Annotated in this window: 14 protein-coding genes; 12 read left to right on the top strand and 2 right to left on the bottom strand. The window is 41.2% G+C overall.

Features of this window, described 5'->3' with window-relative positions; all coding sequences use genetic code 11:
• Positions 1-924: 924 nt before the first annotated feature.
• From ACR5KR_RS00215 to ACR5KR_RS00185, 7 genes are all read left to right on the top strand, one after another.
• On the top strand, positions 925-3,732 hold the full coding sequence (locus ACR5KR_RS00215) for a beta strand repeat-containing protein (RefSeq protein WP_448265012.1): 2,808 nt from the start codon (positions 925-927) through the stop codon (positions 3,730-3,732).
• Between the two features lie 277 nt (positions 3,733-4,009).
• Complete coding sequence (locus ACR5KR_RS00210) at positions 4,010-5,473, top strand: ABC transporter substrate-binding protein (protein WP_448265010.1); 1,464 nt, start codon at positions 4,010-4,012, stop codon at positions 5,471-5,473.
• A 12-nt stretch (positions 5,474-5,485) separates the two neighbouring features.
• Positions 5,486-6,931 carry an ABC transporter substrate-binding protein gene (locus tag ACR5KR_RS00205; RefSeq protein ID WP_448265009.1) on the top strand — a complete coding sequence of 482 codons (1,446 nt, stop codon included), beginning with the start codon at positions 5,486-5,488 and terminating at the stop codon, positions 6,929-6,931.
• A gap of 94 nt (positions 6,932-7,025) precedes the next feature.
• A complete protein-coding gene (locus ACR5KR_RS00200) occupies positions 7,026-9,506 on the top strand; it encodes an ATP-binding protein (protein WP_448265008.1) in 2,481 nt (826 codons plus the stop codon).
• A gap of 501 nt (positions 9,507-10,007) precedes the next feature.
• Positions 10,008-10,892, top strand: coding sequence for a response regulator (locus ACR5KR_RS00195; protein ID WP_448265007.1), 885 nt, complete (start codon positions 10,008-10,010; stop codon positions 10,890-10,892).
• Positions 10,893-11,353: 461 nt separating this feature from the next.
• Positions 11,354-12,073, top strand: coding sequence for a sigma-70 family RNA polymerase sigma factor (locus tag ACR5KR_RS00190; RefSeq protein WP_448265006.1), 720 nt, complete (start codon positions 11,354-11,356; stop codon positions 12,071-12,073).
• A gap of 386 nt (positions 12,074-12,459) precedes the next feature.
• Complete coding sequence (locus tag ACR5KR_RS00185; protein WP_448265005.1) at positions 12,460-12,993, top strand: adenylate kinase; 534 nt, start codon at positions 12,460-12,462, stop codon at positions 12,991-12,993.
• Positions 12,994-13,113: 120 nt separating this feature from the next.
• On the opposite strand, the gene ACR5KR_RS00180 is transcribed toward ACR5KR_RS00185, so the two are convergent.
• Both ACR5KR_RS00180 and ACR5KR_RS00175 read right to left on the bottom strand, forming a co-directional pair.
• A complete protein-coding gene (locus ACR5KR_RS00180; RefSeq protein WP_445628290.1) occupies positions 13,114-14,688 on the bottom strand; it encodes an AAA-like domain-containing protein in 1,575 nt (524 codons plus the stop codon).
• A gap of 5 nt (positions 14,689-14,693) precedes the next feature.
• Positions 14,694-16,136, bottom strand: coding sequence for an AAA-like domain-containing protein (locus ACR5KR_RS00175; protein WP_448265004.1), 1,443 nt, complete (start codon positions 16,134-16,136; stop codon positions 14,694-14,696).
• 384 nt (positions 16,137-16,520) lie between these two features.
• Here ACR5KR_RS00175 and ACR5KR_RS00170 point away from each other — a divergent pair, with 384 nt between their 5' ends.
• The 5 genes from ACR5KR_RS00170 to ACR5KR_RS00150 all read left to right on the top strand — a co-directional run bounded on the left by ACR5KR_RS00170 (position 16,521) and on the right by ACR5KR_RS00150 (position 24,565).
• Positions 16,521-17,333: a class I SAM-dependent methyltransferase gene (locus ACR5KR_RS00170; protein WP_448265003.1), complete on the top strand. Its 813-nt coding sequence runs from the start codon at positions 16,521-16,523 to the stop codon at positions 17,331-17,333.
• A 268-nt stretch (positions 17,334-17,601) separates the two neighbouring features.
• Complete coding sequence (locus ACR5KR_RS00165) at positions 17,602-19,578, top strand: CHASE3 domain-containing protein (RefSeq protein ID WP_448265002.1); 1,977 nt, start codon at positions 17,602-17,604, stop codon at positions 19,576-19,578.
• Positions 19,547-21,094 carry a sensor histidine kinase gene (locus ACR5KR_RS00160; RefSeq protein ID WP_448265001.1) on the top strand — a complete coding sequence of 516 codons (1,548 nt, stop codon included), beginning with the start codon at positions 19,547-19,549 and terminating at the stop codon, positions 21,092-21,094. The genes ACR5KR_RS00165 and ACR5KR_RS00160 overlap by 32 nt, the downstream gene beginning before the upstream one ends.
• A 170-nt stretch (positions 21,095-21,264) precedes the next feature.
• Positions 21,265-21,708: a response regulator gene (locus ACR5KR_RS00155; protein WP_445628295.1), complete on the top strand. Its 444-nt coding sequence runs from the start codon at positions 21,265-21,267 to the stop codon at positions 21,706-21,708.
• 64 nt (positions 21,709-21,772) lie between these two features.
• Positions 21,773-24,565 (top strand): response regulator, encoded by a 2,793-nt coding sequence (locus tag ACR5KR_RS00150; protein WP_448265000.1) that lies wholly within the window; start codon positions 21,773-21,775, stop codon positions 24,563-24,565.
• Positions 24,566-24,588 lie beyond the last annotated feature (23 nt).

The raw sequence follows: 24,588 nt of genomic DNA, 5'->3' as shown, positions 1-24,588 counted from the left end.
AAGTAGCTCTTGATAATGTGGTAATCTTCTGGAGCGATCGCTTTCAACTCCTGTAACTTATCGTCACAACCTCACAGCATAACCCCAGATTTCAAAAACTCTCACAGCTTGCTTGTCTACTAAGGGCGACGACACGCTACACGAGCAAATAAAACAACTATTTAGCTGCTGTTTAGCTGCTGTTTAGCTGCTGTATTCGGGATTATTAGTGGTTTTCAGACATGAAGAATATATAAAGAGAAGTACTGAGATTATACCGATCGGCAAATAATGTAAAGAGTATGCAAAGATATGTCTATAAGTGTGGACATCTCAGTAAATCTTCAGATATGGTTATCAAAGTGTTATTTAGATGTTCCTTATCTTTAAGCTACACACTTACGGGCAATAGCCCACAACAACTGCATAAAAATTATTTCCCTATCGAAAGTGAATTATTCTCTATATTTACCACAGTAGGGCTACGCTTTGAGAAGAAATATGAAGTGTGGGTTTTAGGCATTCAAGCTTGATTTTTCGACACTTTGTCAGTGATGGCTAGGTTGATCTGCGGATCGAGAATGATAAAAAAGTGTGAAACCATCTATTTTCCCAAATACACGCTCATAAATATATACAATGCTAAGACTTAGATAGTCTTAACTAGCATTATTAACGGGTACGCAAATAACGAATGAAAAAGGAAATAGGGAATAGGCAAAGAATTTAACTTTGAATCTCCTGCCTTTTTCAAGTCAGTTAGATAAGTCCTACTTACAAGGTCATCAATAGGGTAAATCTTCGAGAAAATGCTAGCCCTCAAGGGTGACATAAAAGTGTGTCGAAAGCATCAACTCTCGGCGATTTCCGTGTGTCCTCAAACAACATTAACAACAAGTTAATAGCTGAAGTTACTCAAAATATCGATTCAGGAAGGTAAGAGTTATGGTGAATATCATTGGAACCAACGGTAAAGATACTCTATTGGGTACTCAGGACGCAGATACAATTAACGCTAAAGTGGGTGATGATATCATCGATGGCAAAAATGGCAACGACCTTTTAAACGGTGATGCCGGAAATGATACCCTCATTGGTGGTGCAGGCAATGATACTCTCCTTGGTGGTACGGATAACGACTCCCTCCGTGGTGGTACGGGTAACGACTCTCTCCGTGGTGGTACTGGTAATAATCTGGTGCGGGGTGATGAGGGAAATGATACTCTTGATGCTTCCTATTCTTCTGGAAATAACATCCTCAGTGGAGATGCAGGGGATGACTACCTTGATATTAGCTATTCTGCTGGCAACAATACGGTTTCAGGCAAAGACGGCGATGATTCCTTTTACGCCGATGAAGTCCGGGGTAGAAACACTCTAAATGGAGGCGCTGGTAATGATGACTTCCATTTGTCCGTCTCAAAAACTTCCCCCTCTTCCTTAACGACTCAAAGTGTAAATGGAGAAACAGGTCAGGATTATTTGTCTGTATATTACACCCGTGCCACTACAGGAATCACTTCGAGTTTCGATGCTGCTACTAACACTGGCTCAATTAGTGCTGGTACAAATCGGATTAACTACACCAATATCGAACAATTAGAAATTAGAGGTACAACCTACGCTGATTTTATTGTCGGAAGCAATGGCAACGATTTACTCTTCGGAGGCAGTAGTGGCAACGATTCAAATTATGGCAATGATACAATTTTTGGCGGTGAAGGTAACGATTACTTGAATGTTGATTATTCAACAAGCAATAACATCCTTGACGGTGGTGTTGGTAACGATCAATTCAGTGCTAGCTCTTCAACAGGCAATAATCTAATTTCTGGTGGCGATGGCAATGATAATCTCTCTGCGTCTAAGACAGATGGCAATAACACCCTCAACGGTGGTGCTGGTGACGATCAATTAGATGCTAATTATTCAACAGGGGATAACCTACTGAATGGAGGCGATGGCAATGATTCTCTTAGCGCCTCTCGCGAATACGACTATTCCGCCTCTTTTACCTCCGGTGATAACACTCTCAATGGTGGTGCTGGTGACGACCAATTGAGTGTTAACTATTCAACGGGCAATAACATCCTCAATGGGGGGGATGGCAATGATTCTTTCTTTGCGTCTGGCTACTACGACGACACAAAGGCCGAGGGCAAATTTGGTAATAACATTTTCAATGGAGAAAATGGTAATGATTCCTTCTCTTTCGTCCTATATACTTCTCCATCTTCCTTAGCGACTCAAACAGTAGATGGGGGAACAGGTAACGATTTGTTGAGCGTTTCGTATATCTATCCTAGTGGGGGAATTACAACGACATTCAATGCTGCTACTAACACTGGCTCGATTAAGGCGGGTACGGATCTGATTAACTACAAGAATATCGAAGGATTACATATCTCAGCTACAGCGTACAATGACTTGATTGTAGGGAGTAATGGCAACGATACTATCTCGCTCTATGCCAATAGTAGCAATGATACTATCGATGGCGGAAAAGGTGATGATTTATTAGAAGGCAATTATTACAGTAATTCTAGCGGGGGTGAGGGAATCACTTCGACATTCAATGCTTTTACTAACACTGGCTCTATTACATCAGGCACGAATCAGGTTAATTACAAGAATATCGAACGATTAAATATCTCAGGTACAGCCTACGATGATTTGATTGTTGGGGGCAATGGCAACGATACACTCACCGGAGGCGATCGCGGCAAAGATACTATAGATGGAGGAAAAGGTGACGATTTGTTGTCTTTCTATAACTATTCCATCAGCCAGGGAATCACTTCGACATTCAATGCTGCTACTAATGCTGGTTCGATTACAGCAGGCCCGAATCAGGTGAGCTACAAGAATATCGAACAATTAAATATCTCAGGTACAAACTACGATGATTCGATTGTGGGGAGCAATGGCAACGATACCCTCGCTGGGGGACGTGGAAATAACACGATTCTCGGCGGTGCTGGTAAGGATTACTTGAGTGCTGACTATTCAAATGGGAATAATTCGCTCTCTGGTGGTGATGATAATGATTCTCTCAACGTTTCTGGCTCCTACGACGACTACCGAGGCAATTTTGATCTCGATGCTATCTCTGGTAAGAACACCCTCAATGGTGGCGCTGGTGATGATAACTTAGTTACTAACTATTCATCAGGCAATAACCTACTGAATGGAGGCGATGGCAATGATACTCTCACAGCCGCTGGTTCAGCCTCCTTATATTCCTCATACGGAGCTTATACTGTCTCTGGGAATAATACGCTCAATGGTGGTGCTGGTGACGATCGCTTGATTGTTGACTATTCATCAGGCAATAATCTACTGGATGGAGGCGATGGTAATGATACTCTCACAGCCTCTGGCGCTTCTGGCAAGAACACCTTCAAAGGTGGCAAAGGTAATGATAACCTTTATGGAGGAGCTGGTATAGATACCTTTGTTTTCAATAGTTTCAATGAAGGCGTTGATACCATTTATAACTTCAACGCGACTAATGAACTGATTCAGGTATCGGCTGCTGGTTTTGGTGGCGGGTTATCATCAGGTTTACTCTCAGCTAGCTCTTTTACCCTTGGAGCATCTGCGACAACGAGCAATCAGCGATTTATCTATAACAACACTACAGGTGCGCTATATTTTGACCAAGATGGCAGTGCGGGTGGATTTGCTCAGGTACAATTTGCCCAACTATCTGGTGGAGTGTCACTAAGTCAAAATAACTTGCTAGTTGTTTAATCCTCAACGCCACAATCAAATAGAAATCTTCAGAATGCGAGGTGTTATATTCAGCACCTCGCATTCGATTCATCAATGGAATTATTAAACCACGCGGTAGAATAATTGTTCCAATCGGTGCAGAATGGCGAAGCGATGTAATATGCTTCGTTCCGCTCCAAGAGCAAGCAGTTGTCCATCTGTTTTAAGAGCGATCGCTTGTAAATTATTGAGAGATCGACAAAAAGCTTTAAATTGAGTATATCTATTCAGTTTAAATATAAGCTTTAGAAGTGTGGTGTTCAGAAAAAAAGCCAGTCAGATTACTCAGGTTTTGAAGAATCAGCAGAGAGCTAAGGAAACTTTTAGCGATCGTTCCTACGCACTCATTGCATTAATCCTCTGCTTGATAATTGTTGCTTGCACTAACACATATCAATCCTCCCCTTCCCCACTTAATAAGTTATCCAGTGAAACTACCGATTTAAGGATTTGGTGGGATAAAGGTTTTACTCAGGAAGAGGATGAAGCTCTCAAGCAACTAGTTAGCGAGTGGGAAAAACAAACTGGCAACAAAATCAAACTTTCTCTATATTCTACAGATGAGCTAACACGGAAGATTCAAAGAGAAATTCAGGCTGGTAATCTACCTGATATTGTTACCAGTTATACTGCCGATCGCGAAATTATTCCCCGTTTAAGTTGGGAAGGCAAACTAGCAGATATATCAGATGTGATTGAGCCACTTAAAAGTTTTTACCCAGAAAAAATCCTCAAAACTGTTCAGTCTTATAACAATGTTACTCAAAAACGAAGCTACTATGCTCTGCCAATGAGCCAAGCAACTATTCACATTTTTTACTGGCGAGATTTGCTAAAGCAAATAGGTCGTAAGGAAAGTGATATACCAAAAAATTGGGATGATTTTTGGGAGCTTTGGAAACAAATACAGGATGACTTGCGGACAAAACAAATACCAGATAAAAAACAGAATATTTATGGGTTAGGATTTACCTTCGGCATTAGTTCTGCTGATACATACTACTTATTTGAGCAGATTTTAGAAGCATACGATGTGCAAATTTTAGATTCTACAGATAAACTTATCCTTGACGAACCGAAAGTGCGTCAAGGTATTATTAACAGTTTAAAATGGTACACAAATTTTTATCAGCAAGGCTACGTCCCACTAGATGCTGTAAATTGGTTGAATCCAGATAATAATCGTAGCTTACTTAATCAAAGCGTGGTTATGACTCCTAACAACTCGCTTTCAATTCCTGCTGCTGTGCGGCAAAACCCTGATACATATTATCAAAAACTTGGTATTTTAGAGTTTCCAAATAAACCCAATGGCTTGCCAATGCGCTACTTAATTACGGTTAAGGAAGCGTTTTTATTTGCCGATTCTCAAAAACAGAAACTAGCTAAGGAGTTTCTTGCATACTTAATACAACCAGAAGTGATGGGAAATTATCTCAAGGCTTCTGGAGGTCGTCATTTACCAGTTTTAACATCGGCGTGGGAAGATCCTTTTTGGAAAAATTCCAAAGATCCCTATCTCTCGACTGCCGCTAATATATTTCTCAACAGAGAAACTCGCCCATTTTATTTTGTCCAAAATCCAGCCTATAGCTTGGTTTTGAAAGATAATGTCTGGGGTAAAGCGATAAATCGAATTGTTGTAGATAAAATTTCTTCAGAGCAAGCAGCTGATGAAGCGATCGCCCGAATTAAGCAAATTTTTGACCAATGGCAGTAAGCTTTTATAAATATGACATTTCAAACAAAAGCTAGTCAAATTGCTAAAGGCTTTCATAATCAGCCACGATATTACCATTATCGCAGATATGTGTTCATCGTGTTGACACTCAGTTTGATAATAATTGCTTGTACTAACACCTCTCAATTAAAACAATCTTCAGTTACTCATTCGCCTACTGACAACACAGTTTTAAAGATTTGGTGGGATAAAGGTTTTACTGTCGATGAGGATGAAGCAATCAAGCAATTGGTGAGCAACTGGGAAAAACAAACCGGTAATCAAGTCAAACTTTCCTTCTATATCGGCGATGAGCTACCGCAGAAGGCGCGTAGGGCCATTCACGCGGGTAATCCACCCGATATTATGATGAGTTACGGTGCTGAGAGAGCCTTGAATCCGCATTTGGCTTGGGAAGGGAAACTGGCGGATGTAACGGATGTAATTGAGCCAGTCAAAAATCTTTATCCTGAATATGCCCTGCAAGCTGTTAATTATTATAATAATGCTGCAAAAAAACGAAGCTACTATGCAGTTCCAATCAATCAGGCAACAGTTCACATTTTCTACTGGCGAGACTTGCTAAAGCAAATAGGTCGCAGTGAAAGCGATATCCCCAAAGATTGGAATGGTTTTTGGGAATTTTGGAAAAAAGTACAAAACGATCTGCGGGCAAAACAGCAAAAACAGCATATTTATGGCTTAGGTTTTCCTTTTTCTACTGGAGCTTCAGATACCTACATCTTTTTTGAGCATATTTTAGAAGCATACAATGTGCAAATTCTTGACTCAGAAGGTAAACTCGCGATCGACGAGCCAAAGGTCAGACAAAAAATTATCCAGGCATTAGATTGGTATACCAAATTTTACCAACAAGGTTATGTGCCACCAGATGCACTCAATTGGTTAAATCCAGATAATAATCGCAGCTTGCTCAACCGTGTGGTGATGATGACTCCTAACAACACCCTCTCAATTCCTTGCTCTGTGCGCCAAGATCCCGACACCTATCGCCATAAGCTTGGTATTTTAAAATTTCCAAACAAACCCAACGGCAAGCCAATGCGTTATCTACTCACACTTAGACAAGCAGTTTTATTCGCCGATTCCCAGCAACAGAAAAAAGCTTTGGATTTTCTTGCATATCTCACTCAATCACAGGTGATAGGTAAGTATCTGAAAGCTGCTGGAGGTTGTAATTTACCTGTCATCAAGACACTTTGGCAAGACCCATTTTGGAAAAACCCAGCTGACCCACACGTTTCAACTGCGGTTAAGACGGTGACGGAAGGTTCAACGCGGTTGTTTTATTATGTCCAAAACCCGGCATACAGCGTAGTGTTAGAGGAGAATATCTGGGGAAAAGCTCTGAATCGAATAATTGTAGATAAAATTTCTTCAGAGCAAGCAACTGATGAAGCAATTAAGCAGATAAAACAGATTTTTGCTCAATGGTAATCAATAATTATTTATATTAACTGAAGGAATAACCTATATACATGAATAATAAAAAAGATAAATATCTTTAGAATAAGAAACAAGTTGTAAATATATGAACTTCTGGAATCAGCACCTAACTATTAAAGTTGCCAGTTCCTTCTTATTCCTATCTTTGGTAACTGTAGGTGTAGTAGGAGGATTTGCTTTTCTCAATGCGAGGGAAGCTTTGAAGCAAGCTGCTTTTGAACGGCTCAGTGCTGCTGCTACCCTGAAAGAGGAAGAAATTACCCGTTGGTTTGAAGACCAAGAACGAGACTTTCTCTTAATAACTCAGTTTCCAGACGTACAAAATAATTTTCAAATCCTTTTAAATTCCAAACCCACCGACGCAAATTATCGTCAAGCTTACAAAATTCTCTCAGATTATCTTGCAAATATGGCAAAAATCAAGCCAAGTCTGGGAGAAATTTCCATTCTTGACCGGAGCAATCGGATTATTTTATCTACTAATAAACAGCGTGAAGGTCAATATGAAATTTCAGCTAACATCACCTATATTGAACAGATTCAATCAGGAGACTCTTTTGCCCCCATCTTTTATGCCTCACCGATTACTGGTAAGCCATCAGTGACTTTTGCAACGCCTCTACGTGATGCAGCCAAGGTACGTCAAGGTGTTCTTTTAGCCGATCTAAATTTAGGCAGAATAGATCAAATTGTACGGGAACGTACAGGCTTAGGTAAGAGTGGAGAAACTTATTTAGTTGGTTCTTTAGTAACTAAAAACGCTTTTATTTCTAAAGATAAAGATAAAACACCGGACTTTTCTCAAGGAGTTAGCAGCCAAGGTATTGATGCAGCAATGGGTGGAATTAGTGGTCAAGGACTTTATCCAAACTATGCTGGAGTGTTAGTAATTGGGGTATATCACTGGCTCAATGACCAAGACCTAGCCTTAATGGTGGAGATGAACCAGGAAGAAGCCTTTGCGCCGGCTCGGCGATTAGCAGGAACGATGATGCTAGTGGGATTCTTATCAATGGGATTTCTATTGATTGGAGTGTCTTGGCTAACGCGACAGTTAAAAATTTCTGGCGAACAGTTAGAGAATTATAGCCATAGATTAGAACTAAAAGCCAAAGAAGCCGAAACTGCCAACCGTGCCAAAAGCGAATTTCTCGCAAACATGAGTCACGAACTTCGTACTCCTCTTAACAGCATTCTGGGGTTTACTCAGCTAATGATGCGCGATTCTTCTATCAATGTTTCTCAGTTGGAACATTTAGAAATTATCAGTCGCAGTGGAGAGCATTTGCTTACCTTGATTAATGATGTGTTGTCAATGTCCAAAATTGAGGCGGGTTTAACGACACTGAACAACAATAGCTTTGACTTGTACACTCTACTTGATTCACTTGAAGAGATGTTTCAAATTAAAGCGGAATCCAAAGGTTTACAGTTGATGTTTGAACGTAGACCTGAAGTTCCTAGATATGTGCATACAGATGAAAGTAAATTGCGTCAAATTTTGATTAACCTCCTTGGTAATGCTATCAAATTTACTCAAGAAGGTGGCGTTAGTTTACGAGTTAGAATGAAGGAAGAAAGTAAATTACAACAACAAGAAGGGACACAAGTAATAAAAAACTCTCGCCCTTCATTCTTCTGGCTTCATTTTGAAGTCGAAGATACCGGCACAGGGATTGCACCTGCCGAAATTGAAAAGTTGTTTAAACCCTTTGTTCAAACAGAAGCAGGTCGAAAATCTCAGCAAGGAACAGGTTTAGGTTTAACTATTAGTCAACAATTTGTGCATCTAATGGGGGGAAGTATTACTGTTAGCAGTACTTTGGGTCAAGGAACGATTTTTTCTTTTGATCTCCAAATTAGTCTAGCAGAAGTAGCTGAAGCTCCAATTCGACAGCTAAAACGACGAGTAATTGGTTTAGAGCCTAATCAACCAAAATACCGAATCTTAGTAGTTGAAGATAAATGGGAAAATCGCGAACTCTTAGTCAAGATGCTAGTATCCCTTGGCTTCGAGGTACGTCATGCTGAAAATGGTCAAGAAGGGGTGACTCTTTGGGAAACTTGGGAGCCACAACTAATTTGGATGGATATGCGGATGCCTGTAATGGATGGGTATGAAGCTACTAAACAAATCAGAGCTACTTTAAAAGGTCAAGCTACTGTCATTATTGCCCTAACTGCTAGTGCTTTTGATGAGGAGCGCTTTGTGGTTTTATCGGCTGGCTGCAACGATTTTGTACGTAAGCCGTTCCGAGAGGAAGTAATCTTGAATATGATGTCTAAATATTTAGGGGTGCGCTATGTATATGCAGATAAACCTCTTCAAAAAGACGAATTTGCCGAAAATTCAGACCTGAAAATTTTATCATTAGAAGAGATGCTGGCTCAGATGCCTACTGAATGGGTCGCACAGCTCCACCAAGCGGCACTGTGTACTGATGAAAAGCTGATTTTTAGCTTGCTTGAGCAAATTCCTGAAGAATCTGCTCTTTTGACAAACACTCTGTCTGATTGGGTTAATAACTTTCGCATTGATAAAGTTATTGATTTAACACAATCGTAAAAAATGATTTTTGAATCAGACTTCATAAGTCAGAACAAGAAAGTGGGGATTGAGACCTGCCACGAATTAAAACGATCGCCCGAATTCAACAAACGATCGCCCGAATTCAACAAACGACCGCCCGAATTCAATAAACGATCACCCGAATTCAATAAACGATCGCCCGAATTCAACAAACGATCGCCCGAATTCAACAAACGATCGCCCGAATTCAATAAACGACAGCCCGAATTCAATAAACGACAGCCCGAATTCAATAAACGACCGCCCGAATTCAATAAACGATCGCCCGAATTCAATAAATGACTGGATTTAAGAAGAAATTCGATTTGTGTGTACGCGGTAGCCTTGGAAAGGGGGCTAAGGGGATCGGACGAAATATTTAATACTTCTCAGACATCCTCTAAATTTTTGTCTAGCGAATGCACCAGAAGATTTGGTGGGGATCTTAAACCGATTCATTCACCAGTCTGACTCCAATTAAATTCTAAATTTTGATTTATGACCGGAGCTAACGGAAACGTCTCCGGCTTTGCTCCTGAATTATTTTCTAATAAATTAGTTCTCATAAATATGGATAACCATCAAGTTCAGCTACCAAAAGCAAATATTCTTGTTGTTGATGATACACCCGATAATCTGCGACTTTTATCCGCTATGCTAACTCAGGTTGGCTATGAAATTCGGAGAGTTATTAACGGACAAACAGCTTTGAAAACAGCACAAGCTGCACCGCCCGATTTAATTTTGCTTGACATCATGATGCCAGAAATGAATGGTTATGAAGTCTGTCAACATTTGAAAGCCTCAGAGAAAACCCGCGACATTCCGGTGATTTTTATTAGCGCTTTGGATGAAGTTTTTGATAAAGTTAAAGCTTTTGCAGTCGGGGGAGTAGATTATATTACCAAACCTTTTAGTGAAGAAGAGGTTTTTGCCCGTGTAGAAAATAACTTGACTATTGGAAGGTTGCAAAAACAACTGACCCAGCAAAATATACTTTTGCAGCAGGAAATTAGCGATCGCCAAAAAGCAGAATCAGCCCTGCGCCTCAGTCAGTTTTATCTAGATAAATTTAAGGATTCTATCTTTTTTGTCAATTCGGATGCCCAGCTTGTGTACGTGAATGAAGCCGCCTGTCGTCATCTTGGCTACTCCCGCGCCCAATTGCTGACCATGACTGTTTACGATATAGATCCAAATTTTTCGACGGCTGCTTGGCGATCGCACTGGGAGGAAGTTAGACAAAAAGGCTCTCTCACTTTTAAGTCTACTCAACGAACCCAAGATGGTCAGGACATAGCCGTGGAAATAACTGTTAATTATCTAGAGTTAAACGGACAGGAGTACCATTGCGCTAGTGTCCGCGATATAGCCTCTTACTAAGATTATTTTAACAAGCAAATAAAGTGATTTATATCAGGAACTTTCTCAAATGAATGAGTAGTCTTAAACTCTTGGAAAAGACGTTTTAGCCAAAACTTCTAATCTAAAACTGCTAACACAGGTGGATAAGAGATTTTTTCTGACGTTTACTGACATTTTTTACATAACTTAATAAAAGTTTGACGGCAAAATTCCTGACGACTTATGACTTTTTCATGCTGTTAAAAGTGAGTAATTTACTTAAATTAAAGGCATAGTCAAAGCCAACTTCAATCCAAAACCTCAAGAACGTCTAATAAGTAGAGGCAAAAGGAAAACCCCCAACAGCAACAGGTTATTCTGGTTTGCATTTTACATTTCATTATCTGGATTGAACTGAGTCGGTGAGCAAAGGGTATTGCCCATTGCAACCATAGCCTACAAAGTATGCAAAATAAGGAAACTTGAGGAAAGAAAATAAGATGCTAAAAAATACTATAAATCAAGATTTTATCTCGTCTGAAGAAACTCTGTTGTTTAGCACCTCAGTTAAGAAGGATCTAAATGAACAGCTAGCATCCTTAGTTGTCGAAGCTCGTAGACATTCACCTGGAAGCCCTCAACGTCAGAAGTTGCTCACGCAAATCATTCGTTTGACACAAGGTAAACTCTGGAAGGAAAATACTCCCTACTATCAAGACGCACTGCAACAAACTTGGTTGTATTTCTGCCGCAATGTTTGTGATGGTCTGACAGGTCAAGCCTATGACTCCACTCAAGGTAGTGTGATTAATTGGCTAGATGCTTACCTAAAACGCAGACTACAAGACTTTTATCTCAACCAAAACCGGGAAAAAGCCACAACAGTCTCCTTTGGAGTTCGTCAGTCTAAGTCGGGTGAGATTGGTGAAACTATTGACCCGATAGATAATATACCAGCCACCCCCCAAGCGCCTCCCATTTTGGAAAACCTGGAGACATGGGTGGAGACAGACTCGGATATGGAACTACGTAGTACTCACATTAAAGGGCGTCCAGACGTAAATTGTCAGGTATTAATTCTCAAACGCTTACCCCCGGAAGTTAGCTGGAAAGAATTATCTCAAGACTTTGGGCTGTCAATTGCAACATTAAGCAGTTTCTATCAACGGCAGTGTCTACCACGCTTGCGGAAATTTGCTGAGGTAGAGGGTTTATTCTAAACCAATATAGTTCAGTTAAGGCTCAAATCTGTGTAATCGAGCTATAATTCCCAAAAATGGAAAGAAAGTGTGACGCATCTCAAAGAATTCTCACTGCTGTCTCTCAAGATACAAAGTACGAGATATTTAAAGCAATAGAGTACAGCTATCCCAGCACAAATCATTGAACAGGCGATCGCAAATATAACTATTCTTCGGATTGCTAGTTAATTGGATGCAATTGTCTGAGTTTTCTTTAGCAGTAATAGATATAGCGTAGATCGTATCAGGAATAAAATAGTACATTTTTGCGCTACTCTATGTATCATTTAAGTATTATAAAAGAAATTCCTATTCTTTCTTGACAAGCCTTGTTGCCTGTTGAACTATATTGTCCTAAAACGAAAATGGCTATGAAAAAAGTAGCGGTATTTGGCAATGCTGGAGGCGGTAAATCAACTCTGAGTAAGAAATTATCAGAAATTACTGGTTTACCACTTCACGTTTTGGACAAGATAAAGTATTTCGCTGGAGGTGCTGAAGTTCCTCATGAAGACTACAAGCATATCCATCAGGAAATTTTACAAACTCAAAGATGGATTATTGACGGTTTTGGTTGCATGGAAACACTCTGGCAAAGACTTGACGAGGCGGATACTCTGGTTTTTGTCGATTTACCACTATATATCCATGTTTGGTGGGTAACTAAGCGATTCATCACAGGTTACTTTCAACCGCCTGAAGGCTGGCCACAAAATAGTCCTATATTGGAAAGTTCGCTTAAAAGCTACCGTGCACTTTGGTTATGCCACAAATTTTTAACTCCAAAGTATCGTGAGTATATCAAACAAGCTCAAAGCAACAAAAGTGTTTATCATATTCGCTCAACTAAAGAGATTTTAGACTTTTTTGAATTAATTCAAAATAAAATTAACTCTTAAGAGGCTTTTTATCAAGTAAAAATAAAATTATTGTAGGAGAGCCAGTTCGCCCTTGCGGTTCTTCAGAAAATTCTAGACAGTGATAGGGAAGCAGCGTTTCTTGCAAATTGCGAATTAGTATTATGGTTGATGTAGTAATTGCTTTGAGGTGACTGAACAGTGCTTTTTATACTCGAAAGTCACCATCGCCAATCCTAAAACAACTATTAATGCCCAACCGAACGCGCCTAGAAAAAATAATCTTTGAAATCTAGCTGCTTTTTGCTCTTGAACTAATCGAGCTTTGACTTCTTTAGTTCGTTCTGCTTCTAACCATGTCTCAACTTCTCGCCGATCGCATTCTTGGCTAGCTGCTAAAAATTGATAATCCAAATCGCTCAAGCTTTTACCTTGTGACCAAGCTAGAGCTTCATGTAAAGCTGTCCCGCGTAATAGTCGGGAATTATCACGATGCTCTGAGGCTATCCAAGCATTGAATGCTTGGGAGTAGGGTCGTAATTTTGCTAATTGTTTTTCTACCCAAGTTTGGTTAAAAACCTCTTCATAAATCCGATTCTTTACGATTAATTGCCCTTGCTGCTTGGTTACTAACCCCGATAACAGCAGTTCTATTTGTTCTTCTTCATCATCACTAGCTATCTGAATACCTTGTAAAATTTGCTGGTACAGTCCTAGTAAACCTCCAGCACGCTGTTCGTCGATCAGTAGGCGATCGCGGATTGTTTTCAAATGCTCTGGATCGTCCTTTGCCTCCCATTTCTCAATAATGTGGGTTTGTACTAGTTTTTCTAAAATTAACAAGGGAAATTGGTAATAAAAATTTATCAGATGTTGATTAATAATCGGTAAATGGTTATCCAATTTATAACGCTCATCAACTTCTATGCTTCTGTGATCTTCAACATTTTTGCTTCCACAGGTTCTTTCTTGTACTACTATCTGACATAGTTTTTGAGTCAGAAATGGCTGACCATTTGTCCAAGCTAAAATTTCTTTGAGAACTGCCATCGGATTAGCTACTTTACTTTCTAAACCTGCGGCTAATGGCTGAACTTCCGATAAATTAAAGCCGTGCAGTTCAATAGATTTACCAATATTAAATGGCGTACAGTTGCGATCGGCAATCAAATCTGAAGGGGTTGCAACTCCGAACAGCGCCCAAGTTAGTCGGTTATATTCGGGATTTTCGGCTCGTTGATTATAGCATGAGCGAATTAAAGTAAAAAAATCGACTACCGGGAAATTCAAGCCTAAAACACTATCAATTTCATCAATAAAAATAAATATTTTTTCAGTTTTGAGTTCAACTAACAAAATGTCTTCAACAAACTGGCTCAATCGCTGTAATGCAGGTAAATCTTCACGCTCCGACCACCAAGCTTTGATATTAACTTTGCTAAAGAGATTAAAGCTCCTTAATAAGTCAACTACTATGCCCTTATACCATTGAGCAGGAGTAATATTACCGTTGCCGATGCGAGTCATGTCGATAGAAGCACAACTGTAGCCTGCTTGTTCTAATTTATGCCTTGTTTGTAACCGCAAGCTAGATTTACCCATCTGTCGGGAGCTAAATACATAACAAAATTCACCTTGAATTAGCGCATTATAAAGTTCAAAGTCAGCCTGCCGTTCTACATAGCTAGGAGCATCAACTTTGAGACTACCGCCAATTTGATATTCGTATTTATTCATAGCGTTTAGGTTAATTGCTCTTGGAAATATAGCTGATATAAATCACAGCTAGGCATTGCCTGATTTCCTTCAAGTTTTACCAGACCCATACTTTCTAATTTATAGGCAGCGATCGCTTCTAGTTGTACACTTGTGGGAGAGGTAACTACCCGTTTAAGTGCGATCGCAAGTTCTGGATGTTCTTGGAGATTGGCTAGATGATGGCGTAAATAGTTACTATAAATGCCGGCAATTGTGGGAGCCTCTTGTAATAGCTGCTCTAGGGTTACTGTTTGATTTCCCAGGTTATAAAGAGCCAGACGAGCTAAATAAGGATGACCGCCAATCATTGCTCGTAGCGGAGCCAGCTTTTCCAATCCTTTTTCACCTTTAGCCCAATCCAGTCCATGACGCACCGCCAATTCTTGCATCTGCTCTAAACTAAATTCTGATAACTTAATCGGTAGACCCACATTGAAAGGTGATTGATTAATATCTAATGGGATATAAGCTTCAGTGGCATGAACTACTACTAATCGGAGTTTTTGCCAGATTTCTAATTCAGAAGCATCTTCATACCAAGAACGCAGTAGCGGCAGAAAATCTCTAGAGATTTCTGGATACTCGAAAATTCGATTCACTTCATCCAAAGCTAAGACTACCGGAGCGTCGATTTTCTCTAGCAAATACTCCTGTAAATACAATGTGCAGCTAACTTTGCTACCAATATCTTCATCCCAATAATCATCTAGTCTGATCTCTAAATTCAACTGCCGACTGATGTTAGCGCAAAACCAGCGTAAGAATTTTTCCAAGCTAGTGAAAACTTGACTATCTGCTCTCTGTAAACCAATCTGTACAGTGTGTACGCCAGTCTGTTTAGCGTGAGTCAGAATTCTGTGCATTAAGGAAGTTTTTCCCATTTTGCTGGGGGCTTTGATTCTGATTAGGCTTCCAGGTTTATTGATTTCGGTATATGTGCGTTCTTCAATTGGCGGACGCTCTATGTAAAAAGAGGAATTTAGGGGCACTGAGCCACCAGGATTTTCTAAAAAGTCGGGATTAGAGACTGGGGTTTTTCTCTCGTCTTGCTTTTCGATTACCAAAGAAGACGCTGATATTCCATCTTTGGCTCTGTTTGTTGGCTGAGACTGTCTTAAGACTGCTGGCACAGGTTGTAATTGTTCTGACAAAACGCTATTTTGCGTAGGCAAAGCCCGCTGGAGGCTTCGCCGTCTCAATACTGAGCGAAAATTACTTTTTGTCACCTCTTCCCCGAAAGCTTGTGAAAGTAGCTTCCATAACTTAGAACCAACATCTTTTATATAATTGGCATCGTAACCACAGCTTTCAGCGATATCTGGATAAGTTTTTCCTTCCCAAGCTTGACGAAATATTATTTCTTGAACATCACTTAAGCCATGTTCAAGGAATGTATCTAAAATTACTAGTGCTTCTTCTATATTCATTTTTAAAAAGAATAAAGTTGGTTTTTAATAAGACTTTAGCGGAATTATTCATACTTTTTTGGTTATTTACTTAAATTTAAACAGTTAACTTCATTTCCATTTGTCATTCTCAGGTCTTAAGGAATGTCAAAAAATAAATTCTCCAATACTCCAATAAATGTAGAGAGGGTTAGCGACAGGATAACGTACTCTGTACAATTTACATATAGCTATCGTTCCGATGCTTGTTTATTCTAATCAGCACCCTAAAGGATCGATAGCTTTTTTGTAAATTGGCTCAATTAAAAACTGTCTGGAGTATTGCTCTATTATATTTGCAGTATATTTCTCGTTCCCAGATTGGAATATAGGAACACCAGTAACGAGTGTAAGTAGGAGATGATTATGCCGAGATGGAACGCAGAAAAAAAACAAGCGTATCGAACCGAGGTAATTCAACGCGTCACCGCAGCCATGCCCTCAGTAATGCAGGAATATGCCTCGATTAATTGGGAAGAGGAACTCAAAGACTACCATACTGAGCATGAATATTACCCTGACTATATCCACGCTCACATTCATGGGTCAACTGATTCCTACACCACTCCTCAGTCGTGTTTAGCCTGGGATGCTGTGATGGATGCTATTATTCCCCTCAGCCACAATGTTAGTTGTCAGCAGTTGCGCGAGACAATGGCTGAACTAATTCCTCAAGACGCTCAAATTGAGACGGTGGTAGAGCTTGGTGCAGGTACGGCTGGTGGAGCGCTGGCACTGGCACAGAGGTTTCCACAGGCCACTTTTCGCATTACTGATGTTTCACCTTATATGTTGGTGATTAGTCAGCACAAATTTAACAAGGCTGGATTAAGTGAGCGAGCATCCTTCGAGCAGGTAGACGCCCGTAACACTGGCTACGCTGACAACTCCTTCGATCTTGTCACATCATCACTACTCTTTCACGAGACACCTAAAGAGTGGACGCCTAAGATTCTGAAGGAGATGTACCGGATTACCAAACCCGGAGGTTGGGTACTATATGCTGACACTTATCGGGGTGAATACGCCTTGAGTGCTTCTTTTCAAGAACCGTGGTTGGATGACTTTATCCATTTCAACTTCGAGTACGAGTTTGCAAAAGCAGGTTTTACAGAACTCAATTACATCCCCTATGCCGTGGGTTTGTGGTATATGGTTGGCCGGAAGCTAGAAATGTGAGGAAAAAACAATCACAACAGAAGTTGGCATTGTCCCAATACTTTTCGGTTAAGGGGGAAAGGGGAAAGGGAAAGGGTTTGAATTTACCTTTTCCCCTTTGCCCTTTAACCTTTTCCCAGACCAAAAGAGAGATTGTTAGGCTGATCCGAAAAGTATTGGGCGTTGTCCCCTAGACAGTCCTGAAGCTCGCGATCAAAGCAGCTACGTAAACAAAGTTATTTTCAAGATAGTGTCGTTTACTGTACAAGTGCTGCTATAGCATAAGTAAATGCTGCAAATTACTCAAGTTGCATTCAGGCGTAGGCTGATCGGCGCGATCGCTCTACCAATTATCCTATTATTGTCATTGTCAGGAGTTTCAATCTGGCAAATTAACCGCCTGCTTTCGGCTATGCAATGGGTTGACCACACCGATCAAGTAATTGCCAGAGCAAATGGCTTACAAAAACTATTACTGGATCTGGAGACAGGAGTACGTGGATACCAGCTCACAAGTAAGCCACAATTTCTTGAACCTTATCAGCAAGCTAACTCTACCATTAATACTACTTTTGATCGGTTGGGCGATTTAGTTTCAGATAATCCCCAACAAAGTCAACGCTTAAAGCAAATCAAGGCAGAGAAAACAGGCTGGAAGAAATCTATTTCTCAAGCGATCGCCCGCAAACAAAGAGGTGAAGCTGAACCCCTATCAGCAATTGAGGTTCGCAAACAGAGCATGGATGTGATGCGAAATCAAATTACTAATTTTATTGCTACTGAAGAGCAGCTACGGTATCAGCGCAACCAAGCAGTCCAACAGACTACTGAGCGAGTCATCTTTACTAGCATAATCCTGTCGCTTGCTGCTGGTGGCATCCTTGCCTTTTATATTCGACGGCAAATTTCCCATGTGTCTGAAAATTATGAGAATGCTCTCAAAACTGCCCAAATACAAACTGAAAATGTTCAGCTTTCTGCCCAAAGACTTGCCGCTTTACATAACATTGACCGAGCAATTTTAGCGGCTGAGTCGCTCAAGTCTCTAGTCCGAACTGCACTGAAACAAATGCGTCAGTTAGTACCCTATGAGCAAGCATTTGTGGCCCTGTTTAATTTTGAGGCAGGTACAACTGAGATTGTCGCAGGCAGCAGCACTAAAGAATTACAACCGCTTGAAGGTACAAAAATGTCACTATCAGACTTTGCGCCTGAGCAAAGCTTACGACAAAACCTTAGTTATGTTAAAGACTTGACAAATGTTGATCTTTACCCGCCTATTTTAAAACGGTTGCATTCGGCAGGAATGCGTTGTTGTTTGCGGATTCCGATGTTAGTTGAAGAAACGCTGCTAGGAGAACTCAACTTAGCGGCGACTCAGACAGCTGTTTTTGATGCTCAAGCACAAGATGTTGTGGTTGAGGTAGCGGCTCAGTTAGCGATCGCTATCCAACAATCTCTGCTACGCGAACAACTTCAAAATTACGCTTTGGAACTAGAACAGCGTGTTGCCGAACGCACTGCACAGTTGCAAGAAACAAATCAAGAGTTAAAAGCATTTACTTACACGATATCGCACGATTTACGCGCACCATTACGTACTATGCAAGGCTTTGCTCAGGCATTGCAAGAAGATTACACAGACAAACTAGACTCGGTTGGGCAAGAATACATTCAATATATTACAGAGGGTGCAGTCCAAATGGACACCCTAATTGCCGAACTGCTAGCATACAGCCGCCTCAGCCGTGCCCAAATTCAAATGCAAAAAGTTGATTTAACTAATGTCGTTGAAGAAGCTTTAAAACAACTCAGCAAACAAGTGCAGGAACAGCTTGCACAAGTCACGGTAACAAAACCCTTGCCGCCAGTGATGGCTCATCGCTCTACCCTTGTTCAGGTAGTAACCAATTTACTCAGCAATGCGATGAAATTTGTGCAGCCTGGAATACAACCAAAAGTAGAAATCTATGCTCAAGAAAAGCAAGATTCGATCCAATTATCGATTGTGGACAACGGCATCGGCATTGCACCAGAACATCAAGAGCGCATTTTTCGGGTGTTTGAACGACTGCATGGCGTGGAAATCTATCCAGGTACAGGTATTGGTTTAGCAATTGTCCGCAAAGGGTTAGAGCGAATGGGCGGTCGAGCCGGAGTAGAATCGCAATTAGGTATTGGTAGTCGCTTTTGGATTGCCCTGCCAAAAGCCCTTCCTCACAGCAACTATACGAATGACGCAAGTACTCCGCATTCTGATAATTGATGACAATCCAGGCGATCGCGCCTTAGTAATCCGAGAACTGAGGCGAGAATTTCCGCAATTTCAACCTCAAGAAATTCGCGAAGCTTCTAGCTTTGCTAGTGCAGTAGCAACAGGCGAATTCGATCTGGTTATTACCGACTATCAATTGGGCTGGAGTACTGGACTAGAAGTTTTATATACAATTAAGCAACAGTATCCCAACTGTCCAGTGATTATGTTCACTAATACAGGTAGTGAAGAAATTGTGGTAGAGGCAATGAAGTCTGGGCTAGATGATTATGTCCTCAAATTACCCAACCGCTACATTCGCATACCAGTTGCTGTGAGAGTTGCGCTAGAACGAGCAGAAACCAAACAACGAGCTACCTTACTTGAAATCCGTCTTCAAGGTTTGCTTAACCAATTAAAAGTAGGTATATTTCGTACTTATCCAAACGGCAATCTTATTGAGTGTAACCCAGCGTTTCTGGAATTGTTGGGGCTGGATTTATTATCACAAGCCTCAGCGATGAATTTATTAAACATCCATGAATACTATTCAATACTGCAAGAACTGCCGCCACCTCAACAGCAAGAGCAAGAAATTCAATTACAACGAGCAGATGGAAGATTTATTTGGGTTGGATTGAGCATAGCTCTAAATACAGTTGAGGGACAACAGGTAATAGATGGCTTAATTGAAGATATTACATCTCGTAAACAGGCTGAAATTGAAATTCAGCAACTCAACCAAACCTTAGAGGAGCGAGTCAGGGAGCGTACAGCTGAATTAGAAGTAGCAAATCGAGATTTAGCGCAGACAAATCAGGAATTAGCAGTGGCTAATCAAGATTTAGAAGCATTTACTTATTCAATTTCCCACGATCTGCGAGAACCATTACGTGCTATCCAAGCATTTGGTTCAATCCTCCTAGAAAACGAGGATAGCGAATCTAACTTAGAGAACCAACAAAACTATTTGCAGCGCATTATTGCAAGTGCACAGCAAGCAGACAAGCTTGTTCAAGATTTGCTTGAATACAGTCGCCTCAGCCGGACTGAAATGCCATTACAAGCTATTAACTTATCTTTATTGATGATACAAATACTGAGACAGCTAGAAGTAGAAATAACACAGCGACAGGCGAGAGTACAAGTTGAAGAGCCTTTAGCTGAACTTACGGGAAACCCTACTATTTTGATTCAAGTGATTACCAATTTGCTAACTAACGCGATTAAATTTGTAGCACCAGGAATCCAACCTCAGTTACGGATATGGACTCAGAAACGTAATAGATTGGTTCGCTTATGGGTGCAAGACAACGGCATTGGTATTGAGGAAAGACACCAAAAACGCATTTTCAATGTTTTTGAGCGCCTACACAGCTATGAAGTTTATCCTGGTAGTGGTATCGGTTTAGCAATTGTCCGCAAAGGAGTCGAACGTATGGGGGGACAAGTTGGTGTAGAATCCCAACCTAGACAAGGAAGCCGATTTTGGATAGATTTACCTATAGTTATAGATGTAAATTCCTAAAATCTTTCAATCGCCTTGATTACGGGCAAACATAAAGTTATTTCTTGCTCTTAAATATTTGGTGCAAAACCCTTACCTTATACCATGCCCTATAGCACACAGTAAGGGATGAAAAACTTTCTTTCCCCCTACCCCCACCTCTGCCCCCTGCCTTTAAAGACAAAAATTTCATGAGTAAAGAGCAAGAAACTATTTTACTTGTAGAGGATAACCACAAAGATGTGCTACTGCTGCAACGAGCGCTCCGCAAGGCTAATATCGTTAATCCAGTTCAGGTGGTAAATGATGGCGATGCAGCAGTGTTATATCTCTCTGGAGAGGAACCTTATGGCGATCGCACTCGTTATCCTTTACCTGTACTAATCTTGCTCGATCTGAAACTACCCCGCAGATCCGGCGCTGAGGTTTTGATGTGGTTACGGCAGCAACCAGAACTCAAGCGCTTACCGGTCGTAGTTCTTACCTCATCGAGAGAGTATGCCGACATTAATCATATTTATGACATAGGTGTAAATGCTTACATAGTTAAGCCAGTTATTTTTAATGAATTAGTAGAAATTGTTATAACCCTTAATCTCCACTGGATTATTTTTAACGAAAGACCGCAAATTTAAATTGTTTGAACATTTTTTGGGCATTCTGGTCACTGTTACCCTTACATAAATGTAATGTAGTTAGATGTTACGCATTCTTCTAATTGATGATAATTTGAATGACCGCCTACTGGCGATTCATGTACTAAAGCAAGAGTTTTTTGACCTCCAGTTTCACGAAATTGTGCAAGCAAAAGACTTGGAACAAGCATTAGAAACAGGAGAGTTTGATTTAGTAATCACTGACTATCAATTACGCTGGAGTGATGGCTTAACTGCAATCCGGGTAATTAAAAATCGTTATCCTGATTGCCCAGTAATAATGTTTACCAATAGTGGTACTCAGGAAATTGCCGTTGAGGCGATGAAATCGGGATTGGAAGATTATATCATCAAGTCTCCTAAGCACTACGTTCGATTACCCGCAGCAGTCCGCCGAGCAATAGAGCGGACTGAAGCTCAACGTAAAGCAGTCAGGCTAGAATCACGCTTTCAAACTTTGTTGAATAATTTAAATGTAGGAATTTATCGCTTAACGGCAGATGGTATTTTACTCGAAGGTAATCCGGCATTTCTGCGGCTGTTAGGTTTAAATTCTCTAACTGAAATTCCCGCAAGTCAAACCCTTGAGGCTTATTTCCAACCATTAGATTATGCCCAAGTTCTCAACCAATTAAAGCAAAATAGCGAAATCCGCGATCGCGAGATGCAATTACGACGAGCCAATGGTAGTTTAATTTGGGTGCGAATTAGTACAACTTTGACCCAAGTAGATGGTACAACCGTTATTGACGGCTTAATAGAAGATATTAGCGAGCGTAAACAAGCACAAAAAGCTCTACACGAAAGTGAGGAACGCGCACAGCTTGCCGTTAATATCAGTCGGCTTGGGACTTGGCATTATGACCCCAATACGAACTTCGTCGAGTTGGACAAGCGAATGCGCGAGATTTGGGGCGAACCAGATGACACCGCGATTATCCCTCTGTCGATGGTAATAGAGCGCATCCACCCAGACGATTGCGAGCGTGTAGTCAACACCATCAGTAATACACTCGACCCGATGTCGTCAGGTACTTATGAAATTGACTATCGGATCTTGTGGAAGGATGGAACTGAGCGGTGGATATTCGCTAATGGGCAGGTGCAATTTGAGGGAGAGGGGGTGTCCAAGCAGGCGGTGAGGTTTTTGGGAACCGCACTCGACATTACCGAACGCAAACGAGCAGAGGAACGGCTGCATCTGCTGTATGAAACGACCAGCGATTTACTGGCCACGGAACATCCCATGCAGTTGATGAATAACTTATTTAACAAGCTCTCAGCCCAGCTTGAGTTACATTCTTACTACAACTATATGGTTGAGGTAAAAGACAACCAGCAAATGCTGCATCTGAGCAACTATGGGGGGATCTCTGAAGCAACGGCTCAGTCGCTGGAATGGATTGAACTTGGGCAATATCTTTGCGGAATGGTGGCACAAGAGCGAAAGCAAATTGTCTTCGATCGATCGCAAATTTCCACCCATCCCAACGCGCAGCTTGTCAACTCAATTGGCATCACGGCTTATGCTGGACAACCATTGATTGTGCAGGGACGGTTACTGGGGACGCTCTCCTTTGCCAGCCGCACCCGTACCTGTTTTACTCCCGAAGAAATCGATTTGCTGCAATCTACCTGCGAGCAGATGGCGATCGCTATTGAGCGGGCAAATTTACTGGCTTCAATCCAGCAACAAGCTCAACAATTGCAACAAGCCAACCGGATTAAAGATGAGTTTCTAGCAGTATTATCCCATGAGTTGCGATCGCCCCTGAATCCGATTCTGGGTTGGTCTAAGCTGCTCCAAACCTGTAAGCTTGACGAAGCCAAGACCGCTTATGCTCTGAATGCGATCGAACGCAATGCCAAGTTACAGTCCGAACTAATTGAAGATTTGCTAGATGTCTCCCGAATTCTGCAAGGCAAACTTAGCCTGAAAGTTTGCCCAGTCGATCTAGTATCGATTGTTAAAGCTGCAATGGAAACTGTACAGCTGGCTGCTGAAAGCAAGTCGATTCAAATTCAGGTGAGACTTGAACCAAATGTAGGGCAAGTTTTGGGCGATCCCAACCGATTACAGCAAGTGATTTGGAATCTCGTCTCGAACGCGATTAAGTTCACTGATATCGGGGGACGAGTGGATATCCAGCTCAAGCAAGTTAGCTCTTTTGCCGAAGTTACTGTTATCGATACAGGTCAAGGGATTCACCCTGACTTCCTCCCCTATGTATTTGAATACTTCCGCCAAGCAGATAGTGCTACAACCAGAAAGTTTGGTGGACTGGGATTAGGGTTGGCGATCGTCCGTCACTTAGTCGAATTGCATGGCGGAACTGTTCGGGTAGAAAGTGCAGGTGAAGGTCAAGGGGCAACCTTTACTGTAAGACTTCCGCTCATGGCAACTCCATCCCAGAAGAACGCAGACAGTAAACCGCCTGAACCATCCTTAAATTTGCATGGCATCAAAGTTTTGGTAGTAGATGATAATGCAGATACACGGGAGTTTATTGCTTTCATGCTAGAGATGTATGGAGCGAATGTAACAACTGTCACCTCAGCCTTTGAAGCTCTCGCTACTTTAACCAAGTACAGAGCAGACGTGCTACTCAGCGATATTGGGATGCCAGAAATGGATGGCTATATGCTGGTACGCCAGCTGAGAGCCTTGCCCTACCAACAGGGTGGGAAGATTCCAGCGATCGCCTTAACAGCATTTGCTGGAGAAATTAACTATCAAAAGGCTATAGAAGCAGGTTTTCAAGACCATATTCCGAAGCCAATCGAGCCAGTAAAACTGGTTGAGGCGATCGCCGATTTGGTTAAACAGACCCAGTAGCGAACTAAAAATCACCATTGACG

Source organism: Nostoc sp. DSM 114159 (genome assembly GCF_053470285.1).
Note: the sequence above shows the minus strand (reverse complement) of the source record. Positions and strands in the feature narration are given on the sequence as shown.